The following is a 25,694-nucleotide window of genomic DNA, read 5'->3' as shown; positions in this document are numbered from 1 at the left end:
GGTTATGGCGCAATTCAACTTGAGGGATAAATGTCCATATAAAATGCCGGGAGGATAACGGTTTTGGAAGATTACAGTAAACAACATAAGAAAGCTTGGGAGTTCGATGCTTACGATTTCTGGGTGAGAACTGCAGGGACACCGGAAGAAAGGGCATTAAAGGATAAAGAAAATCCCAAGAAAATGCTGAAACAGTATGTAAACTACTTTGATTCTTTTGATGGTATCAAGGTTGCCAATATATGCGGATCCTGCGGAAAGAAAGCAATACCGCTGGCTTTGCTTGGGGCGGAGGTTACCGTTTTTGACATTTCCGAAGCCAATAAGAAATATGCCGTGGAAACAGCTGAAGCTGCAGGTGTAAACATAGGCTATGAAGTTTGCGATATCATGGAAATCGATATGGACAAGTATGCCGGTTTCTTTGATGTCGTATTCATGGAAGGTGGAATCCTTCACTATTTTCATGATATAGATGCTTTTATGAACATGATGAACGGACTGCTTAAGCCCGGTGGAAAGGTGATTTGTAGCGACTTCCATCCATTTACCAAAATCTCTGATATTTTAGGTCTCCAGCAACCAACCATGAGTTATTTCTCAACAGGTATCTTTGAAGGTGAGATGGCGCATGCAAGGTTTTATGATGAGGAAATACGTAGGCAGATTCCGAAATGCCATTATAGGAAGTACACCATCAGCGAGATCATCAATTCCATTATAGGGAATGGATTTACTTTGGAGCGTTTTGATGAGCATCCTTCATGGGAGAATGAGAAACTCCCGGGAGAGTTTACTGCGATTGCAAGAAAGGGCTGAAAGAAATGTCTGAGACTCTTAATCAATAATGTGGGGGTAAATGATAAATGCGCACAGAGAAAGAGATGATGGAACTGATCCTGCGTACAGCGAAGGAAGATGCCAGGATCCGTGCCGTTTATATGAATGGATCACGAACCAATCCCATTGCACCAAAGGATATTTTTCAGGATTATGACATTGTTTATGTCGTAAAAGAAACCGGATCCTTTATTCGGGACAAGGAGTGGATCAGGCGATTCGGGGATATTCTGTTTATGCAGTACCCGGACGAACATCCGGATTATCCGAGTGATAAAGAAAACTCCTATGGCTGGCTTATGATCTTCACGGATGGGAACCGGCTGGATCTTACTGTGAAATCGATCCCACATGCAAAGGAAAATGTTACGGAAGACAGCTTGTGCAAGATTTTGCTTGATAAAGATGGAATTCTTCCGCCGATTCCCGAGGCATCGGAAGAAACTTATTTAGTCCATCGGCCGTCAAAGGAACAGTATGCGGCCGTCTGCAACGAATTCTGGTGGTGCCTTAACAATGTCGCAAAGGGCCTTTGGAGAAAAGAAGTGACATACGCACAGGATATGTTGAACTTCGTGGTCAGAAAGCAACTTGAAAAGATGCTTTCCTGGAAAATAGGAGAGCTGACCGATTTTTCTGTCAGTGTTGGTAAATCCGGAAAATATATGAAGAAATGGCTCTCTGAGGAAGAGTGGCAGAAGTATCTGGACACTTATTGCGGCGCCGATGTTAACGACATGTGGAGCGTCGTGGAATCTATGTGCCGGCTGTTCTATGATGTGTCAAAATGGGTGGCAGAACATGGCAATTTCGTCTTTGACAGGCAGGAAGCTGATAATAGTTTCAAATACTTCAGTACTGTGAAAGAAATGGATGAAAATGCGGTAAGCTTTTTTGAAAACGTGGGTGACGCATGAGCGAGACAATGTTAGAATCATCTTGTCACCCGTGACAATAAAATGACAATACAAACTTCAAAAAGTACAGTAGATACATTCAAAGAGATATTAGATGATACTTTAAAGAAGATTGAATCTGAAAAGCAGTAACTTCTGCAAAGCAAAGTTGTATTTGCGAACTGGAATAATAAATTATATGTCAAGCCGCGTGCTGCAGAGGTGCAGCGCAGCGGCTTGATTTTTTGTTGTTTGAGTCAGGCGCATTTGCTAGAATTTAATTCAGTGGAACATATGGGAATAAGGAGAACTATAAAATGGTTGAAGTAAAGTTTTATGATGAGGTAGATGACAGCTTACTGAAATTTGCAGTTATCATCGCGAAGACAGATGGTAAATGGGTTTTCTGTAAGCATAAGGAAAGAGACACACTGGAGATACCGGGAGGTCACAGAGAAGTCGGAGAAGCGATCATAGACACCGCTAAGAGGGAATTGTACGAGGAGACAGGCGCTATCGATCATGAGCTTAAGCCGGTCTGTGTTTATTCAGTTACTGCACCGGATAATTTCGATGGTAAAGAAACCTTTGGATTGCTTTGCTATGCAGATATCCACTCTTTTGAGTCGGAACTTCACAGTGAAATTGAGCGAATTGAGATCACGGACAGGTTACCTGATAATTGGACATACCCTCTGATCCAGCCCAAATTAATGGAGGAAGCGGAGCGAAGAGGGATCATATAATTTTTGACGAAAGTTGCGGGGAATAAAAGATAAATGATAAATGAAGGAAAGACGTTATTTATAGATGCTCTGAAACAAGAGGATCTTGATGCTATCAAAAAATGCCCAAAGGCTGATCTGCACAATCATTTTGTGCTTGGTGGAAGCAGAAAGTTCTTGTTAGAGCATTCGGCAAAAGATATTGAGCCGATCACAAAGCCGCTTCAGTCCATGGATGAGATGCATACATGGAATTCCCAAAACATAGGAGATTATTTTAATTCCACCGAAGGGCGGAAGATGCTTATAAAGGCTGCATTTGTTCAGGCCAAGGAAGATGGCGTGACTATTCTTGAAATAGGTGAAGATGTCTGGGGGCTAAACGAGTTTTTTCATAACGATATAGATGAACTCGTATCGGCATTTGAGACAGCGCATCAAGAGATCTCGCCTGATATCGAGCTGAGATTACAGATTGGCATGTCCAGACATTGCGATATTGCATACTTGGAAGATTGCCTTTCGAATTTTTGGGGATGCAAAGCTTTTTATTCTATTGATCTATACGGCGACGAGCTGGCGCAGCCTATAGAGAATTTTAAGACCATCTATCGACGTGCTAGAGAAGAAGGACTTAGACTTAAAGCGCATGTTGGAGAGTGGGGAACAGCGGAGGATGTACGCCGCGCAGTAGAGTGCCTTGAACTTGATGAGGTACAACATGGCATAGCGGCGGTAGAAGATCCTTCTGTTATAAGGTTTCTCATAGACAATCACATTAGATTAAATATCACACCTTCCAGTAATTATCTTCTGGGAAGAGTGGAAAATTTAAAGACGCATCCCATTGCGGAGCTCTATCGAAGCGGTGTAGACGTAACTATCAATTCCGATGATGTTCTTATTTTTGATTCGGATGTTTCCAAGGAATATCTAAGATTATATAAAAGCGGTTGCCTTAACGTTGAGGAACTTGATGATATTCGCAATAATGGATTGAAAGCAAAAAGCAAATGAGAGACGAAGAGATAATTGAGATCAATAAGAATTACTGGAACGAACATGCAGATCTTTGGTTTGGTACGACAGCGCTTCCACAATACGGCGTTTACTTTCCGACAGAAGACGAACTGCATTTGTTTGGTGATCTAAGCGGTAAGAAGATGCTTGAGATATGCTGCGGAAGCGGACACTCTTTACTCTATAATGCTCAGAGAGGAGCAGGAGAATTATGGGGAGTCGATCTGTCGCAAAAGCAGCTTGATACTGCAGAAAAGCTTTTGAAAGAAAACGGGTATTCCGCTAATTTGATATGCGCCAAGATGGAAGACAAGCTTGTTGTTCCAAAGGACTATTTTGACTACGTTTATTCTATCTACGGAATCGGATGGACGACTGATCTGCAGGGGACTTTTGATAAGATCGCATCGTATCTTAAAAAGGACGGAACTTTTATCTTTAGCTGGCATCATACCTTGAACTATTGCATGGCATGGGATACTAAGGAAAGAAAAGTAGTATTGCATGATGATAAGCTCGAGATGACAAAAAGCTATTTTGACGAATCCTATTTTAAAATGCCGGTGCATGACAGTGAGATCGTATTGTGCAATCGCAAGATATCCACGTATATCAACGCTCTTGCCAAAGCGGGATTTGTGATCGAGCAGCTCGTGGAAGAAAGTGACAAAGAGGCTTTGAATGCACCGGAAGATGCAGAGCCCAAGATGAGAAAAGCAAAAATGCTTCCGCTTTCATTTTGTATTAAGGCCAGAAAGCTATAAGGAGTATATATGCGGACACTTGTTTTATGTACTTGAGCCGTGTTAGAATGACAGAGGCAGACGCCAAGACTATTTTATGAAAGGAGAACATTATCGTGGTGATGTTTAGAAAATTAAGAAATATCTGATAGCATGAAACTTTATTATTGGTTTCATGCTACAAAGGAATTTCTGTAGACAAAACTTAATAATAAAGGAGAATCAAAATGATATTTCAAGATAACATACTCAAAGAGTATTTACGTAATGTGTATTTTATTACAGGAACACCTTGTGGCGGAAAGAGCACAGTTTCAAAAGCTTTAGGGAAGAAGCACAATATTCCGGTTTATGATATTGATGAGCAGTTTGCGTTCCATCAGTCCATCTCGGATGCTGAGCATCAGCCAAACATGAACAAAACGTTCAAGGATGCTGATGAATTCTTCGGAAGAAGCGTAGAAGATTATAGAGCCTGGCTTGAGGCAATGATGGACGAACAGTTGGATTTTATAATTCTTGATCTGATTAAGCTTTCGCAGAACGGACCGATCATCTGTGATTGCCATTTGTCTATTGATCAGATAGAAAAGCTATCGGATCATTCAAAGGCTGCATTCATGATATCCGATCCGACAGATCTTGTAGAAACCTATTGCGACCGCCCGGACCATCAAGACTTCAGTGATTATATCCATAGTGCGACTGACTATGAAAAAGCTAAGAAGACTTGCAAGCAGACATTGTATGAACTCAATATTGAGAAATACAATGACATTAAGAACAGCAAGTATTTCTGGGTCGAAAGAGATAGTAGCAGAAGTGTTGATGAAACGGTAGCTCTTGTTGAAAAGCATTTGGGTCTTTCCTAAATTGATAGAGTAAATAAAGAACAGCAAAGCATGTGATAAATGCTCTGCTGTTCTTTTTCTTATGTAAGATCATTCATTGGATCTTACATCGGTACAGCTAAGATACATGATAGCGATCATGATAAAAGCAGTTATAAAGATGATGGATGAAAGGGTGAATGATCTTATATCTATAGTTCCTAATTCCTTTTGGTTCATGGCAATGTCAAACAAAGAAAATGGGGTGAGGTAAGGGGCGCCCTTTGCTATACATGACAAGCCGGCGAAACCGCCAAGGAAAGCAACTATCACGGGGAGAATAAAATTCCTTATAACCAAGGAAACAAGAACCTGGAAAGCACATATAACCCAGGAACTTAGGATTCCCATGATTAACCATTGAATGATTCCGGACGGAAGAGTTCCGTCCATATGTATGATCGAGCCGGAAATAAGATATAAGGCTACGACCCAGATAAGCGAAACAGATGTAATGAAACATGTTGCTGCATATTTGCCGAGTACTATCATCGCAGGTCTTTGATGAGTCATCATAAGATTCATATTTGTTCCTGTGTGTTCAACTCTCCAGATACATCCCGTAAAAATTCCGATGATAACGGGCATGAAGAAATAGCATAAAAACAAAGTATGCTGAGTCCACAGTGAGTACCAACCGTCTTTTAAGATACTGATATTACCGAGATAATTTACGGTTCCTATCGCTGCAGATATTGCGGGAACAATGAAAAAGGCAATCCATGCAGGAGAACCCTTTAATTTCAAAATCTCAACCGGACGCTTGTGGAGAAGAACCCTCTTGGTCTTTCGATTATTATTTGCTTTTTCTGTTTCCTCTACACCTGATCTCTTGAGCAAAATAAGAGTGATGCATGTAAAAAGAATTATCCAGCCAATACAGATGATCACAGGTGTATAGTCGGGATTACAGAGAGTGTATGAGATATCTCTTGTGTCCCTGTCCCAATCCATTGTGATAAATCCGCTTGTCACGAACGACTCCCAAGGAAGGAGCTTTTGTATAATTGTTGAGGGAAGGAACAAAGAGAAAAAGGCTGTAAAGCTTCCCAGTATTCCAACTGAAATACTAACTGCCTGATTTCTGTAAAAATATGCCAGCATAAGGTGGAGGCTAAGTAACGTCATGCAGGTTATGTACGTGGTCATTCCATGGATAAAAAGATATTTAACCGGGAAAGTGCTGTCAAAATCAAGAATCTTGCAACAGAGAATGACCGATCCGCATTGCATTACAACAAGTATGAGTGTGGATATTGCACCATAAAAGTATTTTGTAAAAAAGATTCTTTGCGGTGTGGTGAAGGTATACAAGCACTTAAGCATTTCTCCCTTATGTTCAATATCCATTAATCTGGAAGCAAAGCCCGCTATCGTAACCGGGAAAAATAAACAGTTTATGATGGGAATAATATAAAAAAGAATCATCCATCCATCGGCAGAACCCCTCTGACCACCATAATTTCCCATTATAAATGCTATCTCCAAAACAATTATCAAAGGAAATAACAGCAGATTGAAGCGACGCTTATGCTTTTTCAGTTCTATAAAAAGATTTCCGATAATATCCATTTTTAAGCTCCTTTTGTCATTTCGAGGAATACTTCTTCAAGAGAAGCATCACCGATCTCAAGTTCAGATAAAAGACCCTGATAGATCATATGTCCTTTGTTGATGATCCCTACGTAGTCAGCGATCTGCTCAACTTCGGAAAGAAGATGGCTTGAAATGATGACCGTTGAGTCGTATCTTTCCGGAATACTTTTTACAAGATTTCTGATCTCATTTATACCTGCGGGATCAAGACCGTTTGTGGGTTCGTCCAAGATGATCAGTTCAGGTCTTCCCATCAGCGCCATCGCGATACCGAGTCGCTGCTTCATTCCGAGCGAATAGTTTTTTACTTTGTCGTCTTTTCTCTCATACAGACCGACTGTTTTAAGAGCTTCTTTTATATCGCATGCACCGAGTTTTTTGTAGCGAGCAATTATCTCAAGATTTTCCTGACCGGTGAGATGTCCGTAGAATCCCGGGCTTTCAATAAGACTTCCGGTTTTTGTATTAATTTCAAATCTGTTCTTGGGAGACATCTTTTTTCCGAGAACTTCCATGCTTCCGCCGTCAGGTTGTATAAGTCCGAGAAGAAGTTTCATTGTGGTAGTCTTTCCCGCACCGTTGGGACCGAGAAAACCATAGATACATCCTTTCGGAACTGCTAAATTGACATCTTTTATTCTGTATTTGCGACCGCTCTTTTTGCAAAGATCGTAGGTTTCAATTACATATTTTTTCATCAGTATGTCCTCCGTATATTTGATAAGCTTAGTATAAAAAGGGAAGATTACCTGAACATGACGGCTACATTACATTTACCTTACGCGGTAAGCGCGGTTATTTCATTTCGAAAGTGATATGTGTATACTTATATTTAAATCGGAAAGAGGAAGAAATTATGGTGTTATCAGATTGCAGAATCCTTTTGGTGGATGATGAGAAACAGATTTTAGAAATCAATAAAAAGCTCTTATCTGAGAATGGATTTAATAATGTACTGTATGCATTAAACGGAGAAGAAGCAGATAAGATCATGGAAAAAGAGCAGGCAGATCTGGTCGTTCTGGACATAATGATGCCCGGTGTAAGCGGGCTTTCTCTATATGAGTCGTGGAAAAAGAGAGGGATAAATATTCCTGTTATTTTTCTTTCTGCAAGAGATGAAGAAACAAGCAGATTAAAGGGACTAGGGCTTGGTGCCGATGACTATGTGACAAAACCTTATACTCCCGAAGAACTTCTTTTGCGTATAAAAGCGGTTCTTAGAAGGACGTATCATTTGACGGAGAATACGGTCGTTGAGCTTGGCACGGTGAGAGTGGATCTATCGTCGGGAATCGTAAAAAGACCCGATGGCGAAGTAGAACTTACCGCAAAAGAGTTTCAGCTTTTTTCCAAACTATATGACAATCAAGGGAAAATTGTTTCGCTGAACGCCCTTATGGATACGCTTTGGCCGGACGGTAGTTATGGACTTGAGAACTCGCTTATAGTTCATGTAAGGAGACTGCGTGAAAAAGTTGAAGAAGATCCGTCGAAGCCTGAGTATTTGCAGACGGTTCGAGGGCTGGGATACAGGCTGAATATCAGAGGTAGGAAGTAATGAAAAAAATATCCGGATATCTACTTTCCATGATGCTGGTTTTGGCGTCATTGATCGTGATCGACATTTTTGTTTTGTTTTTTATATGCGTTCAAAAGCAAGAGAATTATCTCAATACGTCTCATATAGAAAAAGTATCTGAGAAGATCATATGCGCAGACGGTGAGTATCAGGTTGACGGATCGGTGTATGAACTGCTTGATAAAACCGGTTCTTTTGCCATGATCATAGATGATTTGGGAAGCGTTATATGGAATCACAATATGCCTTCGGATATTCCGGATTCTTATGGGATAAAAGATGTGGCTTCTTTTACGCGGTGGTATTTGAATGACTATCCCACTTATACATGGACAAGAGATGATGGGATTCTTGTGATCGGACATCCTAAAGGAAGCAGATGGAAATACTGTCTGGAAATAAATGCGAATACCATGGACGGCATGATTAAATTCGGACCATATATGTTCTTTGCTAATGTGCTGATTCTTTTGCTATTACCTTTTTTGATCACTCGCAAGTGGATGATCAACAGAGAGAAAGCGCGGACAGAGTGGATCGCAGGAGTTTCGCATGACATAAGAACTCCTCTTAGTATAGTCATGGGATCTGTGGAAAAAGGAAGCGTGGAGGAAAAGCAGTGCTTCAAGATCAGAGATCTGATAGGCAATCTTAATACCGAGAACAAACTCGAAGCCGGAACAGGCAAATGGAATAATGAAAAGATCAATCTCACATCACTTCTAAGAGAGATTTTGTGCGACTATATAAATACCTATGAAGATTATTCGTTTGATCTTCAGGTAGATGAGAAGCTCGAGAATTACAGTATTCAGGCGGATGTCATGCTTATCAGACGCATGCTTGAGAATATTATTACCAACTCTATCGTTCATAACGAAAAGGGTTGTGAGATAACGGTTACGTTATCAGATCGAGGCAAAGGCAAGGCAAAACTTGTCGTAAGTGATAACGGGCAAGGTGCAAGTGAGCAAAAGATAAAGTTGTTGAATGCCAAAATTAAGAATTCGTACCTTCCCGAACACGGTCTTGGAATCCGCGTTGTAAAGCAGGTTGCAAAAAAGTATAAGTACGCGGTACGTTTTTCTTCGGAAGAAAATGAATATTTCAAATGCGAAATAGATATGTGATAATATGAGGAATAAATAAGCGCTTATGAAACAGGAGTACCACCATGAACAATGTTGTTGATTACTATGAAAATTATCGCGAGGAAGATCGCTTAACGACCAATAACGCAAGAAAGATAGAATTTCTTACAACGGTAAGAATGTTTGATGATATCATTGGCGATTCCTCAAAAGAAATATTGGACTGCGCTGCGGGAACAGGTGCGTATGCTTTTTATCTTGCCGATAAAGGGTATAACGTTACAGCGACAGACCTCACGCCGCGCCATATTGATATCATAAATGAACAGCTTGCAAATAAGCCATACAAGATGACAACTGCTGTTCTTGACGCAACTGATATGAGCATGTTTTCCGATGATTCTTTTGATGTGGTTCTCAACATGGGGCCTTTTTATCATTTAACAGAAGAGAACATGCGAAATAAATGTATCGAGGAATCACTCAGAGTATTGCGAAAAGATGGACTGCTTGTAGTGGCATATGTCCCGAAATTCTACCTCAATCAGATGATCGTGACCGCTGATGAAAAGTATATTGATGGAAGGCTTCTGTCTCAGATAAGAGATACAGGAGAACTTCACAGTGATGATCCCAAGTGCTTTTGGACTGATACTTATTATTCGTCGGCAGATGAGATGGAAGAACTGTTTGCAAAGAATAATGTGGAAATAATATCGCACTTCGCACAGGATGGGATATTACCTATGCTAGCAGATGTTGCAGATACATGGAGCGAAGAGAAGTTCAATACTTGGCTTGAATATCACCTTTCTGTATGTAAAGAAAAATCTATTCTTGGTATGAGTAATCATGTAATTATAACTGGTAAAAAGAAATGAGAACAAACTATGTAGTAGTTCTTCCATATGATGAGAAGTGGAAGCATAATTTTATAGAAATAAAAAATGAACTGGAAGCGGCGCTTGGAAATCTGGCGGTATCTATCGAGCATGTCGGAAGTACTTCTGTTGAAGGACTTGCGGCGAAACCCATTATAGATATTGATGTTGTGGTTAAGTTGGATGACTTGCAAGCAGTAATCAAAGCTCTCAGTGGAATAGGATATATTCATGAAGGTAATCTTGGGATAGAGGGAAGAGAAGCTTTTGCATATGAGGGAAAAGAGCATTTGCAGACGCATCACTTATATGTATGTCCCGAAGATTCCGAGGAACTGAAACGGCATTTGATGTTCAGAGATTATCTTAGAGAGAATCCGAGTGCGGTCATAGAATACAGCAATATAAAACTTGAAGCTGCAAAAAAATACCCTGAAGATATTGAAAAATACATCGAATATAAATCGCCTGTAATAGAGAAAATCTACAAGGAGCTTGCATTAAGATGATCGTTCATCCGATACCGCCTCTTTATGACAAGAATTCAAGAGTGCTTATACTTGGAAGTTTCCCTTCTGTGAAATCGAGGGAGGCACAGTTTTTCTACGGACATCCGCAGAACAGATTTTGGAAAGTTATCGCTGCGGTTTTCGATGAGGAAGTTCCGAATACAATTCCGGAGAAGAAGGCTCTTTTAAAAAGAAATAAGATAGCGCTCTGGGATGTTATTCATTCATGCGATATAACGGGATCGTCCGATTCGAGCATAAAGAACGTAACACCGAATGATCTAAAAACCATTCTGGATAATTCCAATGTTGAAGCGATTTACGTAAACGGAAAGACTGCGGAAAAGTATTATAAGAAATATACGGAAAAGATTATTGAAAGATCTGCCATCTGCCTGCCATCAACAAGTCCCGCGAACGCGGCGTGGAATATGGAAAAGCTGATTGACGCGTGGAAGATTATAAAAACGAGTAAATAACGAAATAAAATATGGAGCTGTTGTGCCGGGTTAATCGGCATCAACAAGCTCCATTTCTGCATCCATATCTATAAATCCGTATTTTTCATATAAGGGTCTGCCCATATCCGTTGCTTCGAGTGATATCTGGGTGATACCGCGTTTCTTGGCATCTTGTACCAGCATATCCAAAGTCTTGATAGCGATGCCCTGTCTGCGATAAGCAGGATTGGTGTACATGTTCATGATGTACGCCTTCTTTCCGCTTGGATTGTGGTATGTAGGCATTACTTCATAGTAGCTGACTCCGCCTGCACCGACAAAAGAATCGCCGTCCATGACAAGGATGGCAGTGTGAGTTCCGTCTTCTAAGGCTCTTTTGTAATATTCTCTGGAAGAAGCCTCGACTTCTGACATGTCTACGGAAGCCTCGAGTTTGTTGGCTGCGCGAAGGACCTCGATCCTTGAAGTGGTCAAAAGGTCAATATCTTCGGGTGTAGCAATTTTGTATTCCATGATGTCGTCCTCCCTGTGATATTATAAATGTATAAAGAAAGTAGCAAAAATGCAACCTCCGGGTAATGTTACTGAGAATGATTCTTATATATGATACCTCTTGGAGGTGATAAATATGATATTTCCCGATAAATTACAAATACTTAGAAAGAATAATGCGCTTACGCAGGAAGAGCTGGCTGAGAAGCTTGGAGTGTCCAGACAGGCGGTTGCCAAGTGGGAGGCTGGACAAGCATATCCCGATATAGCTAATCTTATACAGATAAGCGACCTTATGAATGTGAGCGTTGATTACCTCGTCAAGGACAGGGACTGCGCAGTCAATATATCTTCCACGCAGCCGACAGATCTTGAAGAGCTGATCGCATTCAGGCTTGAAGCCAATAAAAACACATACGCTGCCAAGATCAATGAGGTTGAGTCGACAAGATATACTTCTCACGATTTTGGTTATGAGAGCGGAGATTACAAGTATCACGATACTTATGTCGGCGGCGAGAAGTTTGCCGGAGAAGAGGCGATCTGGGAAAAAGATATCGCGGTTTATGCCATGAATTACATGGGAAGAGTACTCGATGACAGATTCAGCGGAGATTTCCTTAAGGAAGCTCTTTTGCATGCAGATAAAAACATGCCATACCGAGGCCCCGAGATGTATAAGTCGGGAGAGTTCACATACAGATGCAGGGTGACCGGAGATTTTGCATGGTTTCAGGGATTCGAAGAGATTTATCTTGATGATAAAAAAGTCTACGAATGTGTATTCCACGGCGGACTTATGAAATAAAAAGAATGCTTAAACAGGAGGACAGAATGAATAACGTTTATGAGACTTGCCCGGTACTTGAAAATGACAAATATCTTCTTCGCTTTGTGAAGAAGGAAGATTCGGACGATCTTCTTGAAGTTTACGGAGATAAGAATGCGCTTCCTTTTTTTAACAGTGACAATTGCCACGGTGACAATTTCTTTTACAATACAAAAGAGCTGATGGATAAAGCGGTAGATTTCTGGCTCTATTCCTATGAACAAAAGTATTTTGTGAGATGGACGATCGTCGATAAAGCTTCAAACAAAGCAATCGGAACGATAGAGATGTTCCACAGAGAACCTGACGGAAGCTTCGGACATGTCGGACTTATCAGACTAGATGTCGGAAGTAAGTATGAAAAGGCGGAAGAATTAAAGAGCATCTTGGAGATTATTATCCCGCCTGCATATGAACTTTTTGACTGCGACGAGATAATATCCAAAGTTCCGCTGTACGCCGTTGAGCGTGCAAAGGCGTTCTCAGAATACGGTTTTGAGAAGACCGACAGATTATTAATTGGTGGCAATGACAACTACGGTTATAATTGCTATTGGACTATCAAGAAATAAGATATATCAGGTAAAGGGGAACATGATGACAAAACTTACAGTAATAGTTGATAACAAAGCAGGACAGGAATTAAAGGGCGAATGGGGACTTTCGATCCTGATCGAGCACAATGATAAAAAGATTCTTCTTGACGCCGGCGGGTCCGATCTTTTTGCCGAGAATCTTCAAAAGCTCGGATTCGACATCAAAGATATAGACTACGCGGTTCTTAGCCACGCGCACTACGATCATGCTAACGGCATGCCCAGATTTTTTGAAGATAACAAGAAAGCTAAGTTTTATCTTAGGGAAACCACGGCGGAAAATTGTTATGCGATAGATTATCTGATATTCAGAAGATATATCGGAATCCCAAAGAATGTTATCAGGGACTACGGAGACAGAATAGAGTTCGTATCGGGTGATTATAAGCTCTGCGACGGCGTTTATCTTATACCTCACAAATCGTCGTGCCTTGATCTTATAGGGAAAAGAGAAAAGATGTATACCAAGGTCGGCGGAAGATTAAAGCCTGACGATTTCTCGCATGAGCAGAGCCTTGTAATAGAGACCGAAAAAGGCCTTGTTATACTTAACAGCTGTTCTCACGGTGGCGCTGTAAATATCATTAATGAGATTAAGAGTACTTTCCCTGATAAGCATATCTACGGCCTTATCGGAGGCTTCCATCTGTATAACAAGAGTAAAAAAGAAGTTGAAGAAGTTGCTAAGAATATCAGCGAGACCGGGATTGAATATATTTGCACAGGACACTGCACTATGGGCAAGGCTTATGGTATCATGAAAGAGGAGCTTGGAGATAAGCTTGAGCAGCTTCATGTGGGGCTTGTAAAAGAGTTCTGAAAAGGAGACAACATGGTTTTACTTGTAATCGATACTCAAAAAGGAATCACTGATGACAGACTTTATGAATTTGAAAAATTAAAGTCGAATATTAAAGAACTCATTCAGCTCGCAAGAGACAATAAAAAAGAAGTTATTTATGTTCAGCATGACGACGGTCCCGGATCCGGTTTTAGCAAAGGCGACCCGGACTATGAGATATATGATGAATTTGCACCTAAAGAAGGAGAAAAGATATATACAAAGGCTGTAAACAGCGCGCTTCATCCTTCGACAGGTCTTTTGGATTACTTAAAAGAAAAAGGTGAGAAGACCATAATGATTGTGGGTCTTCAAACTAATTTTTGCATTGATGCGACGATAAGAACCGGCTTTGATAACGGCTTTGAAGTTCTGGTTCCGGAATATACCAATTCAACATTTGACAGCGATTTCATGGATAGGGCAACCTGCTATCGCTATTACAATGAGTTCATGTGGGATCCGAGATACGCCAAATGCATCTCCATGGACGAGGCAAGAAACAGAATAAAAGAGTGAGAGTAAGATCCGGCAAGGGATCATAAATGTAACTATTAATATTTTTAGGTGGGAGAATATTATGATTACAAATGACAAGGGACTGGTTGCGTTTAAACACAGGATAATGGTAGAAGTCTGCAAGCTTGCGTGGCAAGGTGAGCTTGATGAGGAGCACAAGGATAGGCTTGTTTATGAACTTGCTCCGGGACCAAAGCCTGTTTACAGATGCTGCGTTTTCAAAGAGCGTGAGATCGTCAGACAGAGAATTCGCCTGGCGTGCGGACAGAGCACCTCATACAACGAAGGATCCAAAAACATTGTTCAGGTAATCGATCCTGCATGTGACGAATGTCCTATTCATGCTTTTTCCGTAACGGATAACTGTCGTTTCTGTATGGGAAAGGCTTGTCTTAACTCATGTAAATTTGATGCAATCCATCCCGGCGATGTCAGGATGCACATTGATTCTACCAAGTGCAAAGAGTGCGGAATGTGCGCAAATGCATGTCCTTACGGAGCAATAGTTCATCTTGAGCGTCCATGCCATAAGGCATGTCCTGTAGGCGCAATCACTTATGATGAGAACGGCTATTGTAAGATTGATGAGAGCAAGTGTATCCAGTGCGGTCACTGCATTCACAATTGTCCTTTCGGAGCTATCGGATCAAAGACATTCCTTGTTCAGATCATAGAAGCCATTAAGTCCGGAAAAGAAGTTATCGCTATGTGTGCGCCCGCTACAGAAGGCCAGTTCGGAGAAGATATTTCCATGGCTTCCGTTAAGCAAGCGCTAATCAAGCTTGGCTTTGCGGATATGGTCGAGGTCGGTCTCGGCGGAGATATGACAGCTGCTTATGAGTCAAAAGAGTGGGCAGAAGCATATGCTGAAGGTAAGAAGATGACAACGTCTTGCTGCCCTGCATTTATCAACATGCTTAAGAAGCACTTCCCCGAGCAGTTTGAGAACAATATGTCTTCAACGGTTTCACCTATGTGTGCGATCTCAAGATATCTTAAGGCAACTCGACCCGGTTGCGTGACTGTATTTGTAGGACCTTGTATTGCCAAGAAGTCGGAAGCGCAGGATGAGAGTGTTCCGGATAACGCTGATTTTGTTGTGACATACGGTGAGCTACGAGCTCTTATGAGATCAAAAGATATAGATTTTGAACCTGTTACAGATGAGTATCAGGAGTCTTCCATCTGGGGCAAACGTTTTGCAACAAGCGGCGGCGTTGCCAATGCGGTTATTGAATGCATGAAAGAAAGAGGAGAAGATGTGAGCAATCTTAAGCTCCATCAGGTTGCGGGAGGCAACGAGTGTAAGAAAGCTCTTTTGCTTCTTAAGGCAGGAAGATTCCCCGATGACTTTATCGAGGGCATGGTATGTCCCGGAGGTTGTGTGGGCGGACCTTCCAAGCATAAGACCGAGATTGAGATCACCAAGGCAAGAGAGAACCTCCTTGCCAAGGCAGATGACAGAAAGGTTCTTGAGAACCTCAAGAAGTATCCTATGGACAAGTTTTCGATGCACAGAGACGGCAAGAAGATAGATCTTCCCGATTGAATTTAAGAACAAGGAATTGTAAGTGAACAGGGACAACACGCTTTTTACTTCAAAAATGAAAAAGACACATACCATATACATGCCGGATATGCTTCATTATCACAATGAGCTTCTTATCGCGGCGTTTAAATATGGTGGCTATAACCTGGCGGTTGTACCAGAGTATGAAAGAGTGCCCGAGAATGCATTTAGGTTTATCAACTCTGCCTATTGTACATGCGCGATAGACATTATCGGCAATCTCATGGCACATATCGCTTCGGGAAATGTCGATCTTGACAGGACCGCCATCCTTGAGCCTCAGGCAGGAGGCGCATGCAGAGCAGGTAATTACTACGATCTTATTATTCAATGTGTAAAAAAGAGCGGGTACAAGATTCCCGTTCTTTCTTTGAATTTTAGAGGAGCGGAGAGTCATCCGGGATTTAAGATCAATTTAAAAATGCTTTTTGGTGCGATCGCTGCGGTGTGCTACGGCGATCTTCTTATGAGTCTTTACCAGCAGATAAGGCCTTATGAGAAGAATAAGGGCGCGACAGATCTGCTTTATCGAAATTGGATAGATAAGCTTTCGGAAAATATCTCCATAGGGAAAAATCTTTTATTAAAGAACAATATTTATCAGGAAATTATTTCTGATTTTAAAAATATACCTTGCTATACCAAGGATGAGAAGCCGCTTACCAAGGTCGGTGTGGCGGGAGAGATCTATATAAAATGTTCGCCTATAGGAAACAGACATCTTGAGGATTTTCTTAAAGACCACGACATGGATTACAGAATGGAAGGTTTTTTGAACTATTGCATTTATGTCGTTTATACCGAGATGAAATCCGCAGAGCTTAATATGGTGCCAAAAGCTGCATTAAAGGCATATAAGTTTTTTATGGATCGGATGATCAAGATGCAGAATAAGATAAAAGAGCTTTTGGAACAAAACGGATTTGTAGCGGACGGATCGTTTTATGAAATGAAAAAGACGGCAAATGAACTCCTTAGCGAGTACTACAATATAGGTGACGGCTGGCTTGTTCTTGCGGAAGTGACAGACATGCTTCAAAAGGGATATGACAAGATACTGATAGTGCATCCGTTCGGCTGTCTGGTAAGTCACGTGGCGGAGAGAGGTATTCTAAAAAAGCTTCGGCAGATGTATCCAAATGCCAATATCAACACGATAGAATACGACTATGAGCAGTCCAAAACACTTAGAGAGAGCAGAATAATGCTTGCACTTTCCTGATAAAGATCAAAACAGAAAGACTTCTATCTGTTTAAAGACTCCCTTGAGATTTTTGATATCCTTTATTGTCTCTTTTGTTTCGAGAGAGTGGTTTGCTCCCTGTATTTCGTGAAGCGGAAGATTTAGCTCGCAGCATTGTTTTCTTGCGAGTTCGGTGTCACACCATGCATCCGCAGTTCCGTGAAAAACAATCGCTTTAACGCCTTCAAGGAATTTAAAGGTTTCAGCAACGGGAGTCAGAACGATGTGAATTGCGTTGATCTCGTTCTTCCATGCGTAATAGCCGGCAAGAGTTGTTCCGATGCTCTTTCCGATAAAAAGAACTTCCTCATATCTATCGAATTCTACATCCTTAAGCTGATCGATGGTCTGTTTTAACGCTATCTCGAAAACAGAATGCATAACTTCTTCCTTGCCCTTAACCTCGTGCGATTTGTAGGGCAGTTTGTAAGTTATCTCTATAACTTTATACCCATGCTCTCTAGCCATTTCTTTTGCATAATACAAAAGAGGCTTATCGTGAGTGTAACCGATACCCGGGAAAATAACTGCAAGTTTTTCTGCGTACATAGCGCCCCCCTCTCTGGCTAAATCTATAAATTAATGATATCATACTTTCCGAAGAAAGGAGCACATGAATGACCTGGAAAACAACCAATATTCATCTGATGAAAGGTAACTTTTTGGCGGTTTACGGGGATAGTGCGCTCTTTTTTAGATGATTTTTGGGATAGAAAATATCTATAAAGCGTAGTTATCTCCTTATTTTTTGAACTAAAAAGATAAGGAGTTTTTTTATGAATAAAAATAATGCGAGAAAACAGATAAAAAAATTATTGTTATTGGACGGAACAAGCGCGCTTATGATCGCGGGAGCATCATGGGTGGCGCTGCTTGCGGCAAGAGGCTTTTCCATGGTTGAGATCGGACTTGCGGAGAGTATATTTCATGTTGCGAGTATGTTCTTTGAAGTTCCGTCGGGAGCCATTGCCGATGTGTTCGGAAGAAAGAAGGTCATGGTAGTCGGAAGGATCATGTCGGTACTTTCCGGAATCATTTTGATCGTATCGGATTCGTTTTGGATGGTGGCGCTTGCAATGATCCCGGGGGCGCTAAGCTATAATCTTGCGTCGGGAACACGAGAAGCACTTGCGTATGACAGTCTCAAAGAAGCGGATATCGAGAGTGAATACGACAGATTTGCTTCGGCCGATATGGTGATATATAAGATTACAAGTTCCATAGCAACGCTTATGGCGGGCGTGGCGCTCATGCTCGGATATAAAAGAGCTTACGCGGTTGATGTGTTTATGGGGATCCTGAGCATAGGTATAGCTCTTTCGTTAAAAGAAATTTCTACCGAGCTTTCAAAAGAAGCGAGTATTAAAAAGAGATTTGTTGAAGTCGCAAAAGAGAGCGTTGCTTTTATAAAAGAAAATAAGAGGGCAAGGCAGATCATAGTTTTGAATGCGTTTGTCGGATCATCGGCGACGCTCATTCTTTTCTTTTTACAGGCAAAGCTTCCTATTGCAGGACTTCCGGAGCTCATGCTGGGACCGGCTCTTTTTATAATGGGAATGGGAGCGGTGCTTGGCGCGTTTGCCGCAAAGCTGATGGCAGGCAGAAGGTTTAAGCATATTGCAATGATAGGGGCGTTTGGCGTGACACTTTCCGTAGCATCAATACTGACCGGGAACAGTATCCTGATGGTGATTGGCGGATTTATCGGTTCATTTTCCGATACGCTGCTCTGCGTAAGGTCTGATGTGGTACTAAATACAATGATACCTTCAGATCAGAGGGCGACACTTGTATCCGTTAATTCTTTTTCCTTCTCGATCGTGATGATAGCGTTGTCACCTTTGTTCGGATTTATCGTGTCTGTGGTATGATTCTGTTTTACGTTATCGGGTTGAAGTGATAAAATTATGCTATATCAGACTTGAAAGGAGAAGGTATGAAAATAGTAAAGGCTTATAATAGTGTAAGTTTGATCATCCGCATTTTGTGCGGTCTTGTTCTTGGAACAATTTTGGGGTTATTATTCAAGGATCTGGCAGTTATCACGCTGTTTGGAAAGATATTTGTAGGAGCACTTAAGGCGGTTGCTCCCGTACTTGTATTTGTGCTTGTTATTTCCGCGCTCGCGCAGGGAAACGATAAGCTCGACAGAAGATTTGTATCTGTAATTGTTTTGTATATGGTAAGCACGCTGCTTGCTTCTGTGGTAGCGGTTGTGGGAAGTTTTGTTTTTCCTCAGACGATAATGCTCGCAGAGGCTTATCAGACTGAGGCCGTTCCTACAGGAGTGGGACAGGTGCTTTCAGATTTGCTCGTAAATATGGTGGCTAACCCTGTCGGAGCACTTCTTGAGGGTAGATATATAGGTATTTTGTTTTGGGCGGTTATATTGGGACTTGCTGCAAAGAAGGTCGCAAGCGACAGCACCAAGAAGGTACTTGAGGACTTCTCAAATATGGTATCTACTGCGGTTAAGTGGATAATCAATCTTGCACCTTTCGGAATCATGGGTCTTGTTTACGAGAACGTTTCGACCAACGGTCTTGCGATATTTACCGATTACGGCAAGCTTCTTGCACTTCTTGTAGGATGTATGCTTGTTGTGGCACTTGTTATCGATCCTCTTCTTGCAGCGATCACACTTAAGGTTAATCCTTATCCGCTTGTGTTCAGATGCCTCAGAGAATCTGGAGTAACAGCGTTCTTTACAAGAAGCTCCGCTGCCAACATACCTGTTAATATGGAACTTTGCGAGAAGCTCGGAATGGATAAAGAACTGTATGCTGTTTCTATTCCTCTCGGCGCAACCATCAACATGGACGGAGCTGCGATCACCATCGCTGTTATGGCTCTTGCCGCAGCTAACACTGTAGGAATTCATGTGTCATTTGCAACCGCGCTTATACTTGCTATCATCTCAACGCTTGCAGCTTGCGGAGCATCGGGCGTTGCCGGCGGATCGCTTCTTCTTATCCCTATGGCATGTTCGCTCTTTGGAGTTAATCCCGATGTAGCGATGCAGGTTGTAGCGGTTGGCTTTATCATAGGTGTTGTTCAGGATTCTGTAGAAACAGCACTTAATTCATCGGGAGACGTGATGTTTGCCGCAACTGCTGAGTATGCTCAGTGGAAGAGAGAAGGCAAATCACTTCCGACTTTCCTTGGCGGAACAACAAAGGTTGATATCTGATAAAAAGTTTTTACCCGCAGCTATGCTGCGGGTTTTTTGCTGTAATGAGACATAATTTGCATTTTGTGGTAAAATTGCAAATTATTAGCAAATTCTTTTGACCTTTTCAATATGTCGGCATATAATATGTCACGGAAAATCATTTATGATTTATGTAGAAAAAGAGTATAGAAAGAATCTGTGGGAAAAATGGGAAAAGAAAAGCGTAAGATCACGATAGATCCGGTGTTATGCGTTGCATTCATTCTTGCCGTTATCTCGGCGTTCATAATAAAACCCGGAAAAGAGTATATCGGTTATATTGATTTTAGGTCTCTGGGTATATTGTGGGGGCTGATGGTAGTCATTCAGGGACTTAAGGAAAATACGGTATTTGAGAAGATTGCGACAGCACTTCTTTCCAAGGTTAAAAACGGAAGACAACTGTCGGTGACTCTCGTTTTTCTTTGTTTTATAAGCAGCATGTTTATTACCAATGACGTGGCGCTGATAACTTTTGTTCCGTTTGCACTTATGATGCTAAGTAGCTGTAAGAGAGAAGATCTTACGATATGGGTTGTTATCTTACAGACTGTGGCGGCGAACCTCGGAAGTATGCTTACTCCGCTGGGGAACCCTCAGAATCTTTATTTGTACGGAGTAGCAGGCTTGAGCTTACCGGGATTTTTATCCGTGACACTTCCGTATACCATACTTGCTTTTATACTTATAGCAATCGGAATTCTTCTTTTGCCAAGAGGAAATGAACCTATTGTGCTCAGTGAAGAAGTCGGAACAGTCGGTAAATTCGGTTCAAAGAGACAGATCGTTATTTACGCCGTGCTTTTTGTATTGGCACTTATGACTGTTCTTGGATATCTTCCGTGGTATATATCCGTTTCGGCAATCTTTATTGTCGTTCTCGGCATGGATTATAAGATCTTGTTCAGAGCGGATTATATCTTGCTTCTTACATTTATAGGATTCTTTATCTTTACAGGAAATCTTGGAAGAATACAACGTATTTCCGAGCTACTTAAAGGTGTTGTCGGGGGCAGGGAATTTTTTGTCTCTATAATCGCAAGTCAGGTTATAAGCAATGTTCCCGCGACTTTCCTTCTTATCGGGTTTGCGTCCGATGTAAAAGAGATCATAGTAGGCGTGAACGTAGGAGGACTTGGTACGCTTATAGCGTCCATGGCGAGTCTTATATCTTATAAGAATTTTGCCAATGAGTATCCCGATAAAAAGGGAGCTTATATATTTAAATTTACTGTTATCAACATAATCATGCTTTTGTGCATGGTAGTGCTTCATCAGATATTAGGAGGATGACCAAATGGCACTAATTTCCATAAAAGATCTGACTCTCGGATATGATAGGATGATCGTTGCAGAGGGGATCAATTTTGAAGTTAACGCAGGTGATTACCTCTGCATAGTGGGTGAAAACGGCTCCGGTAAGAGTACGCTAATGAAGACTCTTTTGCATCTTCAGGATCCGATGGGTGGAAAGATTACCGTAGGTGATGGCTTAAAGGCGGATGAGATCGGTTATCTTCCGCAGCAGACAATGGTTCAAAGAGATTTTCCCGCTTCGGTGTGGGAGATTGTCCTTTCGGGATGCCAGTCACACATGGGACTCAGACCTTTTTATACCAAAGAAGAAAAACAGATCGCGTTGGAAAATATGAAACATATGGGCATCTTGGAGTTTAGGAAAAGATGCTACAGAGAGCTTTCCGGAGGACAGCAGCAGAGAGTTCTTTTGGCGAGAGCTCTTTGTGCTACAAGAAAGGTTCTTTTACTGGATGAACCTGTTTCGGGGCTTGATCCTAAGGTTACCGCAGAGATGTATGAGCTTATTAAAGAGCTTAACGACAGCGGTATCACAATAATCATGATCTCACACGATATTCATGCGGCAGCTAAGTATTCAAGCCATGTTCTGCATATAGGAAAAGAGATTTTCTTCGGAACAAAAGAAGAGTACGTAAACAGTGATGAGGGAAGATTTTTCCTTAGCAAAGAAGGAGGTGACTTGGCATGATGGATAAGCTGATGTTTTATTACAGCTATTCGTTTGTAAGATATTCGTTTATAGTCGGTGTGCTTATCGCCCTTTCATCCTCACTCCTGGGTGTTACTTTGGTGCTTAAGCGTTTTTCATATATAGGTGACGGATTGTCACATGTTGCGTTCGGCGCGATGGCTGTTGCGAGCGTGCTTAAGCTTACTAATCAGACTTTGCTCATTCTTCCGGTAACGGTTATATGTGCGATATTACTGCTTAGAAACGGGCAGAAAGCCATGATAAAAGGAGATGCTGCCATAGCGATGCTGTCAGTCGGGGCACTTGCTTTCGGTTATCTTCTTATGAACGTATTTTCCACATCATCCAACATATCGGGTGACGTGTGCAGTACTTTGTTCGGATCGATGTCGATACTGACACTCACAAAGGGTGAAGTAATAATCTGTGCGATTCTTTCCACAGTTGTTGTCGTTATGTTTGTTATCCTGTACAACAAGATCTTTGCGGTTACTTTTGATGAGGATTTTTCAAGAGCTACGGGAGTAAAGGCAGATGGTTATAATCTGATGATAGCGATAATGATAGCTGCTATTATCGTTGTTTCGATGAATCTTGTCGGTTCACTCCTTATATCGGCACTTGTCATTTTTCCTGCGATCTCTGCGATGAGACTGTTTAGAAGCTTTATGAGCGTTACGATCTTTTCTGTGATATTGTCTGTCGTATGCGCTTTTTCCGGAATGGTTTTCTCTGTTCTTGCGGGAACACCGGTAGGGTCAACGATAGTTGCCGCAGATGTCCTGGCTTTTGTTGTTATTTATGTGATAAGTGTAATTAAAGGAGGTGCATGATGAGAAAAAGAGCTGCGATAATTATACTTGTTGCCGTGATGAGTTTAAGCGGTTGCGGAGAAGTTGCCGGAACCGGTTCTCGTAATCTTGGTGGTAGTAAGAGTGTTAATGATGTTCTGGAAGAACAGATGGCAAAAGAGGAAGAATTCGGACCGTATGCAGACGATTCTGCTTCTGAGCCCAATAATAATCCCGATACATCCGTTTCCTCTGCGGCGACTTCTATGCATACCGCAGAATATATGGATGATTTCGGAGACACGATAGATCTTACAGGTCAGTCTTCAACCATGACTTATTCAGTGGTTTTCAATATGGTGTTTTATCCTGAGAATTTTGTCGGAAAGAAAGTTAAGCTGGAAGGCCTTTTTTCAGAAATGTATGTCGAATCTAAAGACAAGCGTTATTTCGCCTGCTTTGTACCCGATGCTGCTGCGTGCTGTGCCCAGGGAATAGAATTTGAACCGACGGATGATTATAAATATCCCGATGATTTTCCGAAGGACAGTGATGAGATCACGGTAGAGGGTGTTTTTGATACATACGATGAAGACGGAGAGATGTACTGTACGCTCCGAAATGCTAAATTTACCAAGAAGAACAGTAATTAACTTGGATAGTTATATCCTTGCGGCGATGCCAAGTTCTTCGTGCATACGCCGTTTGTTTTCATACATACGTTGATCCGCGAGAAGATATACTTCGTGAGAATCTTTATCCGGACATTCATGCTTGTAAGCGTAGCCTGAGGCTACGCTTCTGTGATATTCGGGATAAAGAGCGTTCATAACATTGAGAGCACTGTTCATCCTTCCGATCAGAGCTTCAATATCAAGATCCGAGGCATCCTCAATGATGACGAGGAATTCATCTCCGCCTATTCTGGCACAAAGACCAAGCTCTTCAAAAGTATTTGTAAGAACCTTTGCAAAGTCTTTTATGTACTTATCACCCGAGAGGTGACCGTATTTGTCGTTAATGGGCTTAAGTCCGTTTAGATCGATACTGATAATACAATAGTCGGTTTTTGTTTTATTAAGATCCAAAAGAGCTTTATCCGACTTGGCTCTGTTGGATAGATTTGTAAGTCCGTCCGCATAGGCAAGACGTGACAGCGAAGCGTACTCCTGCCTTTGGGCGAAAGTCTTGGTAATGTACAAAAGATAATAAGCAATCTGGCAGATTACGAAGAAAAGGCAACCGCCGGCAATGGTGACTTTTGCTGAAAGTGATGTTATCTGAGCTCTTTGCGGACCCAGGATATATACGATCAGATGTATGAATTCGGCAATCGTAAAGATAAAGAGACCTGCCATCTGTATCATACCCGCGGAGGAGATGTTTTTCTTTCGTATACTGATGATCGTATAGTAGATCACGACAATAAAGCCCACAACACAGTCTACATGATACATGGGGAGAGTTGTCCTAAGGTGTATGTTGAAACTAAAGTGCAAAACGAACTGGAAGAACGGGATCAGGCTGCTGATTATAAAGAATGCGAAAAACAGCTTTTTCTTTTCCGGTTTTTGTATGTAGTAAAGGATTATGTAGCAGAACGGGACAATAAGATACAAAGTAAAATATTCGATCTGTGTTTCGAGCGGAGCATAAACAAAAAGTGACAGGACGTTGTAGTAACTAAGAAGCCATGTTCCAAGGTTGATACACATAAGTGATGAGTAGAGCTGGACGGCAATGTCGTGTATAGCCGTTACAAACAAAAGACTCAGCATAAGGAACACGATACCAAAGACAAAGAGCGCCATTCCGGCTGCAATTATAAACAAATGCGAATTGATAAAGTTCATCCTGAGTTCCGGTGTTGAACCAAGTGAGGGACCTTCCAGAACGGTAAATGCATCGTTTTCTTCTGCGAGCATTTTAAGAGTTATGCGCTTTCCGGCGTAATCGTTAGGAAGCGTAATAAAGTGGATCATCTTACCGATGAATTTATCTTCGCGGTACATAGTAAGACCGTATTTGTATATCAGTTCGCCGTCGATAAAGCATTCGAGCGTGGTATATCTGCTCCTGAATGAAATGGCGGGAAATGGTATTTCACCAAGATCGGGAAGAGTTTTGGACATGAAGATAACATCACCGTGTTTAAGCTTTGAATCCATGACGGTGAATACTTCAGACATTTTTATGTTCTTATAATTTTCTGTGTTAATGGTAACGTCCCAGCCTTCATCCATGAGCTCTATCGGATAGTCAGGATGTATCGCGAAGGCATGGTGACAGATTGAAAAGATAATTATCATTATGAAGATTGAAAGAAGTGTTGCGATAACGCGCTTTTTGGTCAGCAT

At 41.5% G+C, this 25,694-nt stretch carries 28 protein-coding genes; 23 read left to right on the top strand and 5 right to left on the bottom strand.

The features are described 5' to 3' along the window. The first annotated feature begins 63 nt into the window (after positions 1–63). From D6853_RS12535 to D6853_RS12510, 6 genes are all read left to right on the top strand, one after another. The gene (locus tag D6853_RS12535) at positions 64–819 is read left to right on the top strand and encodes a class I SAM-dependent methyltransferase (protein WP_120658354.1); all 756 of its coding nucleotides are present in this window, start codon (positions 64–66) and stop codon (positions 817–819) included. Between the two features lie 47 nt (positions 820–866). Continuing rightward, the gene (locus D6853_RS12530; RefSeq protein ID WP_120658353.1) at positions 867–1,757 is read left to right on the top strand and encodes an aminoglycoside 6-adenylyltransferase; all 891 of its coding nucleotides are present in this window, start codon (positions 867–869) and stop codon (positions 1,755–1,757) included. 296 nt (positions 1,758–2,053) lie between these two features. Further along, positions 2,054–2,482 carry an NUDIX hydrolase gene (locus D6853_RS15505; protein WP_120658352.1) on the top strand — a complete coding sequence of 143 codons (429 nt, stop codon included), beginning with the start codon at positions 2,054–2,056 and terminating at the stop codon, positions 2,480–2,482. Between the two features lie 33 nt (positions 2,483–2,515). Then, positions 2,516–3,478 (top strand): adenosine deaminase, encoded by a 963-nt coding sequence (locus D6853_RS12520; RefSeq protein ID WP_120658351.1) that lies wholly within the window; start codon positions 2,516–2,518, stop codon positions 3,476–3,478. Next, positions 3,475–4,245 carry a class I SAM-dependent methyltransferase gene (locus tag D6853_RS12515; protein ID WP_120658350.1) on the top strand — a complete coding sequence of 257 codons (771 nt, stop codon included), beginning with the start codon at positions 3,475–3,477 and terminating at the stop codon, positions 4,243–4,245. The genes D6853_RS12520 and D6853_RS12515 overlap by 4 nt, the downstream gene beginning before the upstream one ends. Before the next feature lie 206 nt (positions 4,246–4,451). After that, entirely contained in the window at positions 4,452–5,096 is a 645-nt protein-coding gene (locus D6853_RS12510; RefSeq protein WP_120658349.1) for an AAA family ATPase, read from the top strand. 69 nt (positions 5,097–5,165) lie between these two features. Here the strand turns inward: D6853_RS12510 and D6853_RS12505 are convergent, their stop codons facing one another. Together D6853_RS12505 and D6853_RS12500 are read right to left on the bottom strand one after the other, a co-directional pair. Beyond that, positions 5,166–6,686, bottom strand: a complete 1,521-nt coding sequence (locus D6853_RS12505; RefSeq protein WP_120658348.1) for an ABC transporter permease — start codon at positions 6,684–6,686, stop codon at positions 5,166–5,168. Between the two features lie 2 nt (positions 6,687–6,688). Next, a complete protein-coding gene (locus tag D6853_RS12500) occupies positions 6,689–7,408 on the bottom strand; it encodes an ABC transporter ATP-binding protein (protein WP_120658347.1) in 720 nt (239 codons plus the stop codon). A gap of 158 nt (positions 7,409–7,566) precedes the next feature. Here D6853_RS12500 and D6853_RS12495 point away from each other — a divergent pair, with 158 nt between their 5' ends. From D6853_RS12495 to D6853_RS12475, 5 genes are read left to right on the top strand one after another with little or no spacing between them, the layout of a single operon-like run. After that, positions 7,567–8,271: a response regulator transcription factor gene (locus D6853_RS12495; protein ID WP_120658346.1), complete on the top strand. Its 705-nt coding sequence runs from the start codon at positions 7,567–7,569 to the stop codon at positions 8,269–8,271. After that, positions 8,271–9,422: a sensor histidine kinase gene (locus D6853_RS12490; RefSeq protein ID WP_120658345.1), complete on the top strand. Its 1,152-nt coding sequence runs from the start codon at positions 8,271–8,273 to the stop codon at positions 9,420–9,422. The genes D6853_RS12495 and D6853_RS12490 overlap by 1 nt, the downstream gene beginning before the upstream one ends. Before the next feature lie 44 nt (positions 9,423–9,466). Then, the gene (locus D6853_RS12485; protein ID WP_120658344.1) at positions 9,467–10,264 is read left to right on the top strand and encodes a class I SAM-dependent methyltransferase; all 798 of its coding nucleotides are present in this window, start codon (positions 9,467–9,469) and stop codon (positions 10,262–10,264) included. Continuing rightward, positions 10,261–10,773 (top strand): GrpB family protein, encoded by a 513-nt coding sequence (locus D6853_RS12480; RefSeq protein ID WP_120658343.1) that lies wholly within the window; start codon positions 10,261–10,263, stop codon positions 10,771–10,773. The genes D6853_RS12485 and D6853_RS12480 overlap by 4 nt, the downstream gene beginning before the upstream one ends. Beyond that, complete coding sequence (locus tag D6853_RS12475) at positions 10,770–11,252, top strand: DNA-deoxyinosine glycosylase (protein WP_120658342.1); 483 nt, start codon at positions 10,770–10,772, stop codon at positions 11,250–11,252. Before D6853_RS12480 ends, D6853_RS12475 begins: the two co-directional genes overlap by 4 nt. A 30-nt stretch (positions 11,253–11,282) precedes the next feature. Here D6853_RS12475 and D6853_RS12470 read toward each other — a convergent pair whose 3' ends face one another. Further along, positions 11,283–11,747 (bottom strand): GNAT family N-acetyltransferase, encoded by a 465-nt coding sequence (locus tag D6853_RS12470; RefSeq protein ID WP_120658341.1) that lies wholly within the window; start codon positions 11,745–11,747, stop codon positions 11,283–11,285. A gap of 115 nt (positions 11,748–11,862) precedes the next feature. On the opposite strand from D6853_RS12470, the gene D6853_RS12465 reads away from it, so the two are divergent. The 6 genes from D6853_RS12465 (at position 11,863) to D6853_RS12440 (ending at position 17,303) form a co-directional block, all read left to right on the top strand. Beyond that, a complete protein-coding gene (locus D6853_RS12465; protein WP_120658340.1) occupies positions 11,863–12,534 on the top strand; it encodes a DUF5680 domain-containing protein in 672 nt (223 codons plus the stop codon). A 26-nt stretch (positions 12,535–12,560) separates the two neighbouring features. After that, positions 12,561–13,127: a GNAT family N-acetyltransferase gene (locus tag D6853_RS12460; protein WP_120658339.1), complete on the top strand. Its 567-nt coding sequence runs from the start codon at positions 12,561–12,563 to the stop codon at positions 13,125–13,127. A 25-nt stretch (positions 13,128–13,152) separates the two neighbouring features. Then, on the top strand, positions 13,153–13,971 hold the full coding sequence (locus D6853_RS12455; RefSeq protein WP_120658338.1) for an MBL fold metallo-hydrolase: 819 nt from the start codon (positions 13,153–13,155) through the stop codon (positions 13,969–13,971). Between the two features lie 12 nt (positions 13,972–13,983). Further along, positions 13,984–14,511 (top strand): cysteine hydrolase family protein, encoded by a 528-nt coding sequence (locus tag D6853_RS12450; protein ID WP_120658337.1) that lies wholly within the window; start codon positions 13,984–13,986, stop codon positions 14,509–14,511. Positions 14,512–14,572: 61 nt separating this feature from the next. Beyond that, positions 14,573–16,060, top strand: a complete 1,488-nt coding sequence (locus D6853_RS12445; RefSeq protein WP_120658336.1) for a 4Fe-4S dicluster domain-containing protein — start codon at positions 14,573–14,575, stop codon at positions 16,058–16,060. A 22-nt stretch (positions 16,061–16,082) separates the two neighbouring features. Then, a complete protein-coding gene (locus D6853_RS12440; protein WP_120658335.1) occupies positions 16,083–17,303 on the top strand; it encodes a hypothetical protein in 1,221 nt (406 codons plus the stop codon). A 6-nt stretch (positions 17,304–17,309) separates the two neighbouring features. Here the strand turns inward: D6853_RS12440 and D6853_RS12435 are convergent, their stop codons facing one another. Beyond that, positions 17,310–17,873: an alpha/beta hydrolase gene (locus D6853_RS12435; RefSeq protein WP_120658334.1), complete on the bottom strand. Its 564-nt coding sequence runs from the start codon at positions 17,871–17,873 to the stop codon at positions 17,310–17,312. Between the two features lie 227 nt (positions 17,874–18,100). On the opposite strand from D6853_RS12435, the gene D6853_RS12430 reads away from it, so the two are divergent. The 6 genes from D6853_RS12430 (at position 18,101) to D6853_RS12405 (ending at position 23,990) form a co-directional block, all read left to right on the top strand. Further along, a complete protein-coding gene (locus D6853_RS12430) occupies positions 18,101–19,195 on the top strand; it encodes an MFS transporter (RefSeq protein WP_120658333.1) in 1,095 nt (364 codons plus the stop codon). A 65-nt stretch (positions 19,196–19,260) separates the two neighbouring features. Beyond that, positions 19,261–20,514 (top strand): serine/threonine transporter SstT, encoded by a 1,254-nt coding sequence (gene sstT / locus D6853_RS12425; protein WP_120658332.1) that lies wholly within the window; start codon positions 19,261–19,263, stop codon positions 20,512–20,514. Between the two features lie 189 nt (positions 20,515–20,703). After that, positions 20,704–21,828, top strand: a complete 1,125-nt coding sequence (locus D6853_RS12420) for an SLC13 family permease (RefSeq protein ID WP_120658331.1) — start codon at positions 20,704–20,706, stop codon at positions 21,826–21,828. A 4-nt stretch (positions 21,829–21,832) separates the two neighbouring features. Next, positions 21,833–22,543: a metal ABC transporter ATP-binding protein gene (locus tag D6853_RS12415; protein WP_120658330.1), complete on the top strand. Its 711-nt coding sequence runs from the start codon at positions 21,833–21,835 to the stop codon at positions 22,541–22,543. Next, positions 22,540–23,379, top strand: coding sequence for a metal ABC transporter permease (locus D6853_RS12410; protein ID WP_120658329.1), 840 nt, complete (start codon positions 22,540–22,542; stop codon positions 23,377–23,379). Before D6853_RS12415 ends, D6853_RS12410 begins: the two co-directional genes overlap by 4 nt. Continuing rightward, entirely contained in the window at positions 23,379–23,990 is a 612-nt protein-coding gene (locus D6853_RS12405; RefSeq protein ID WP_120658328.1) for a hypothetical protein, read from the top strand. The genes D6853_RS12410 and D6853_RS12405 overlap by 1 nt, the downstream gene beginning before the upstream one ends. 9 nt (positions 23,991–23,999) lie before the next feature. Here the strand turns inward: D6853_RS12405 and D6853_RS12400 are convergent, their stop codons facing one another. Continuing rightward, positions 24,000–25,694, bottom strand: coding sequence for a GGDEF domain-containing protein (locus tag D6853_RS12400; protein ID WP_120658327.1), 1,695 nt, complete (start codon positions 25,692–25,694; stop codon positions 24,000–24,002).

Source organism: Butyrivibrio sp. X503, assembly GCF_003625475.1.
GTDB lineage: Bacteria > Bacillota > Clostridia > Lachnospirales > Lachnospiraceae > Butyrivibrio.
This window is presented reverse-complemented; position numbering and strand designations above follow the sequence as displayed.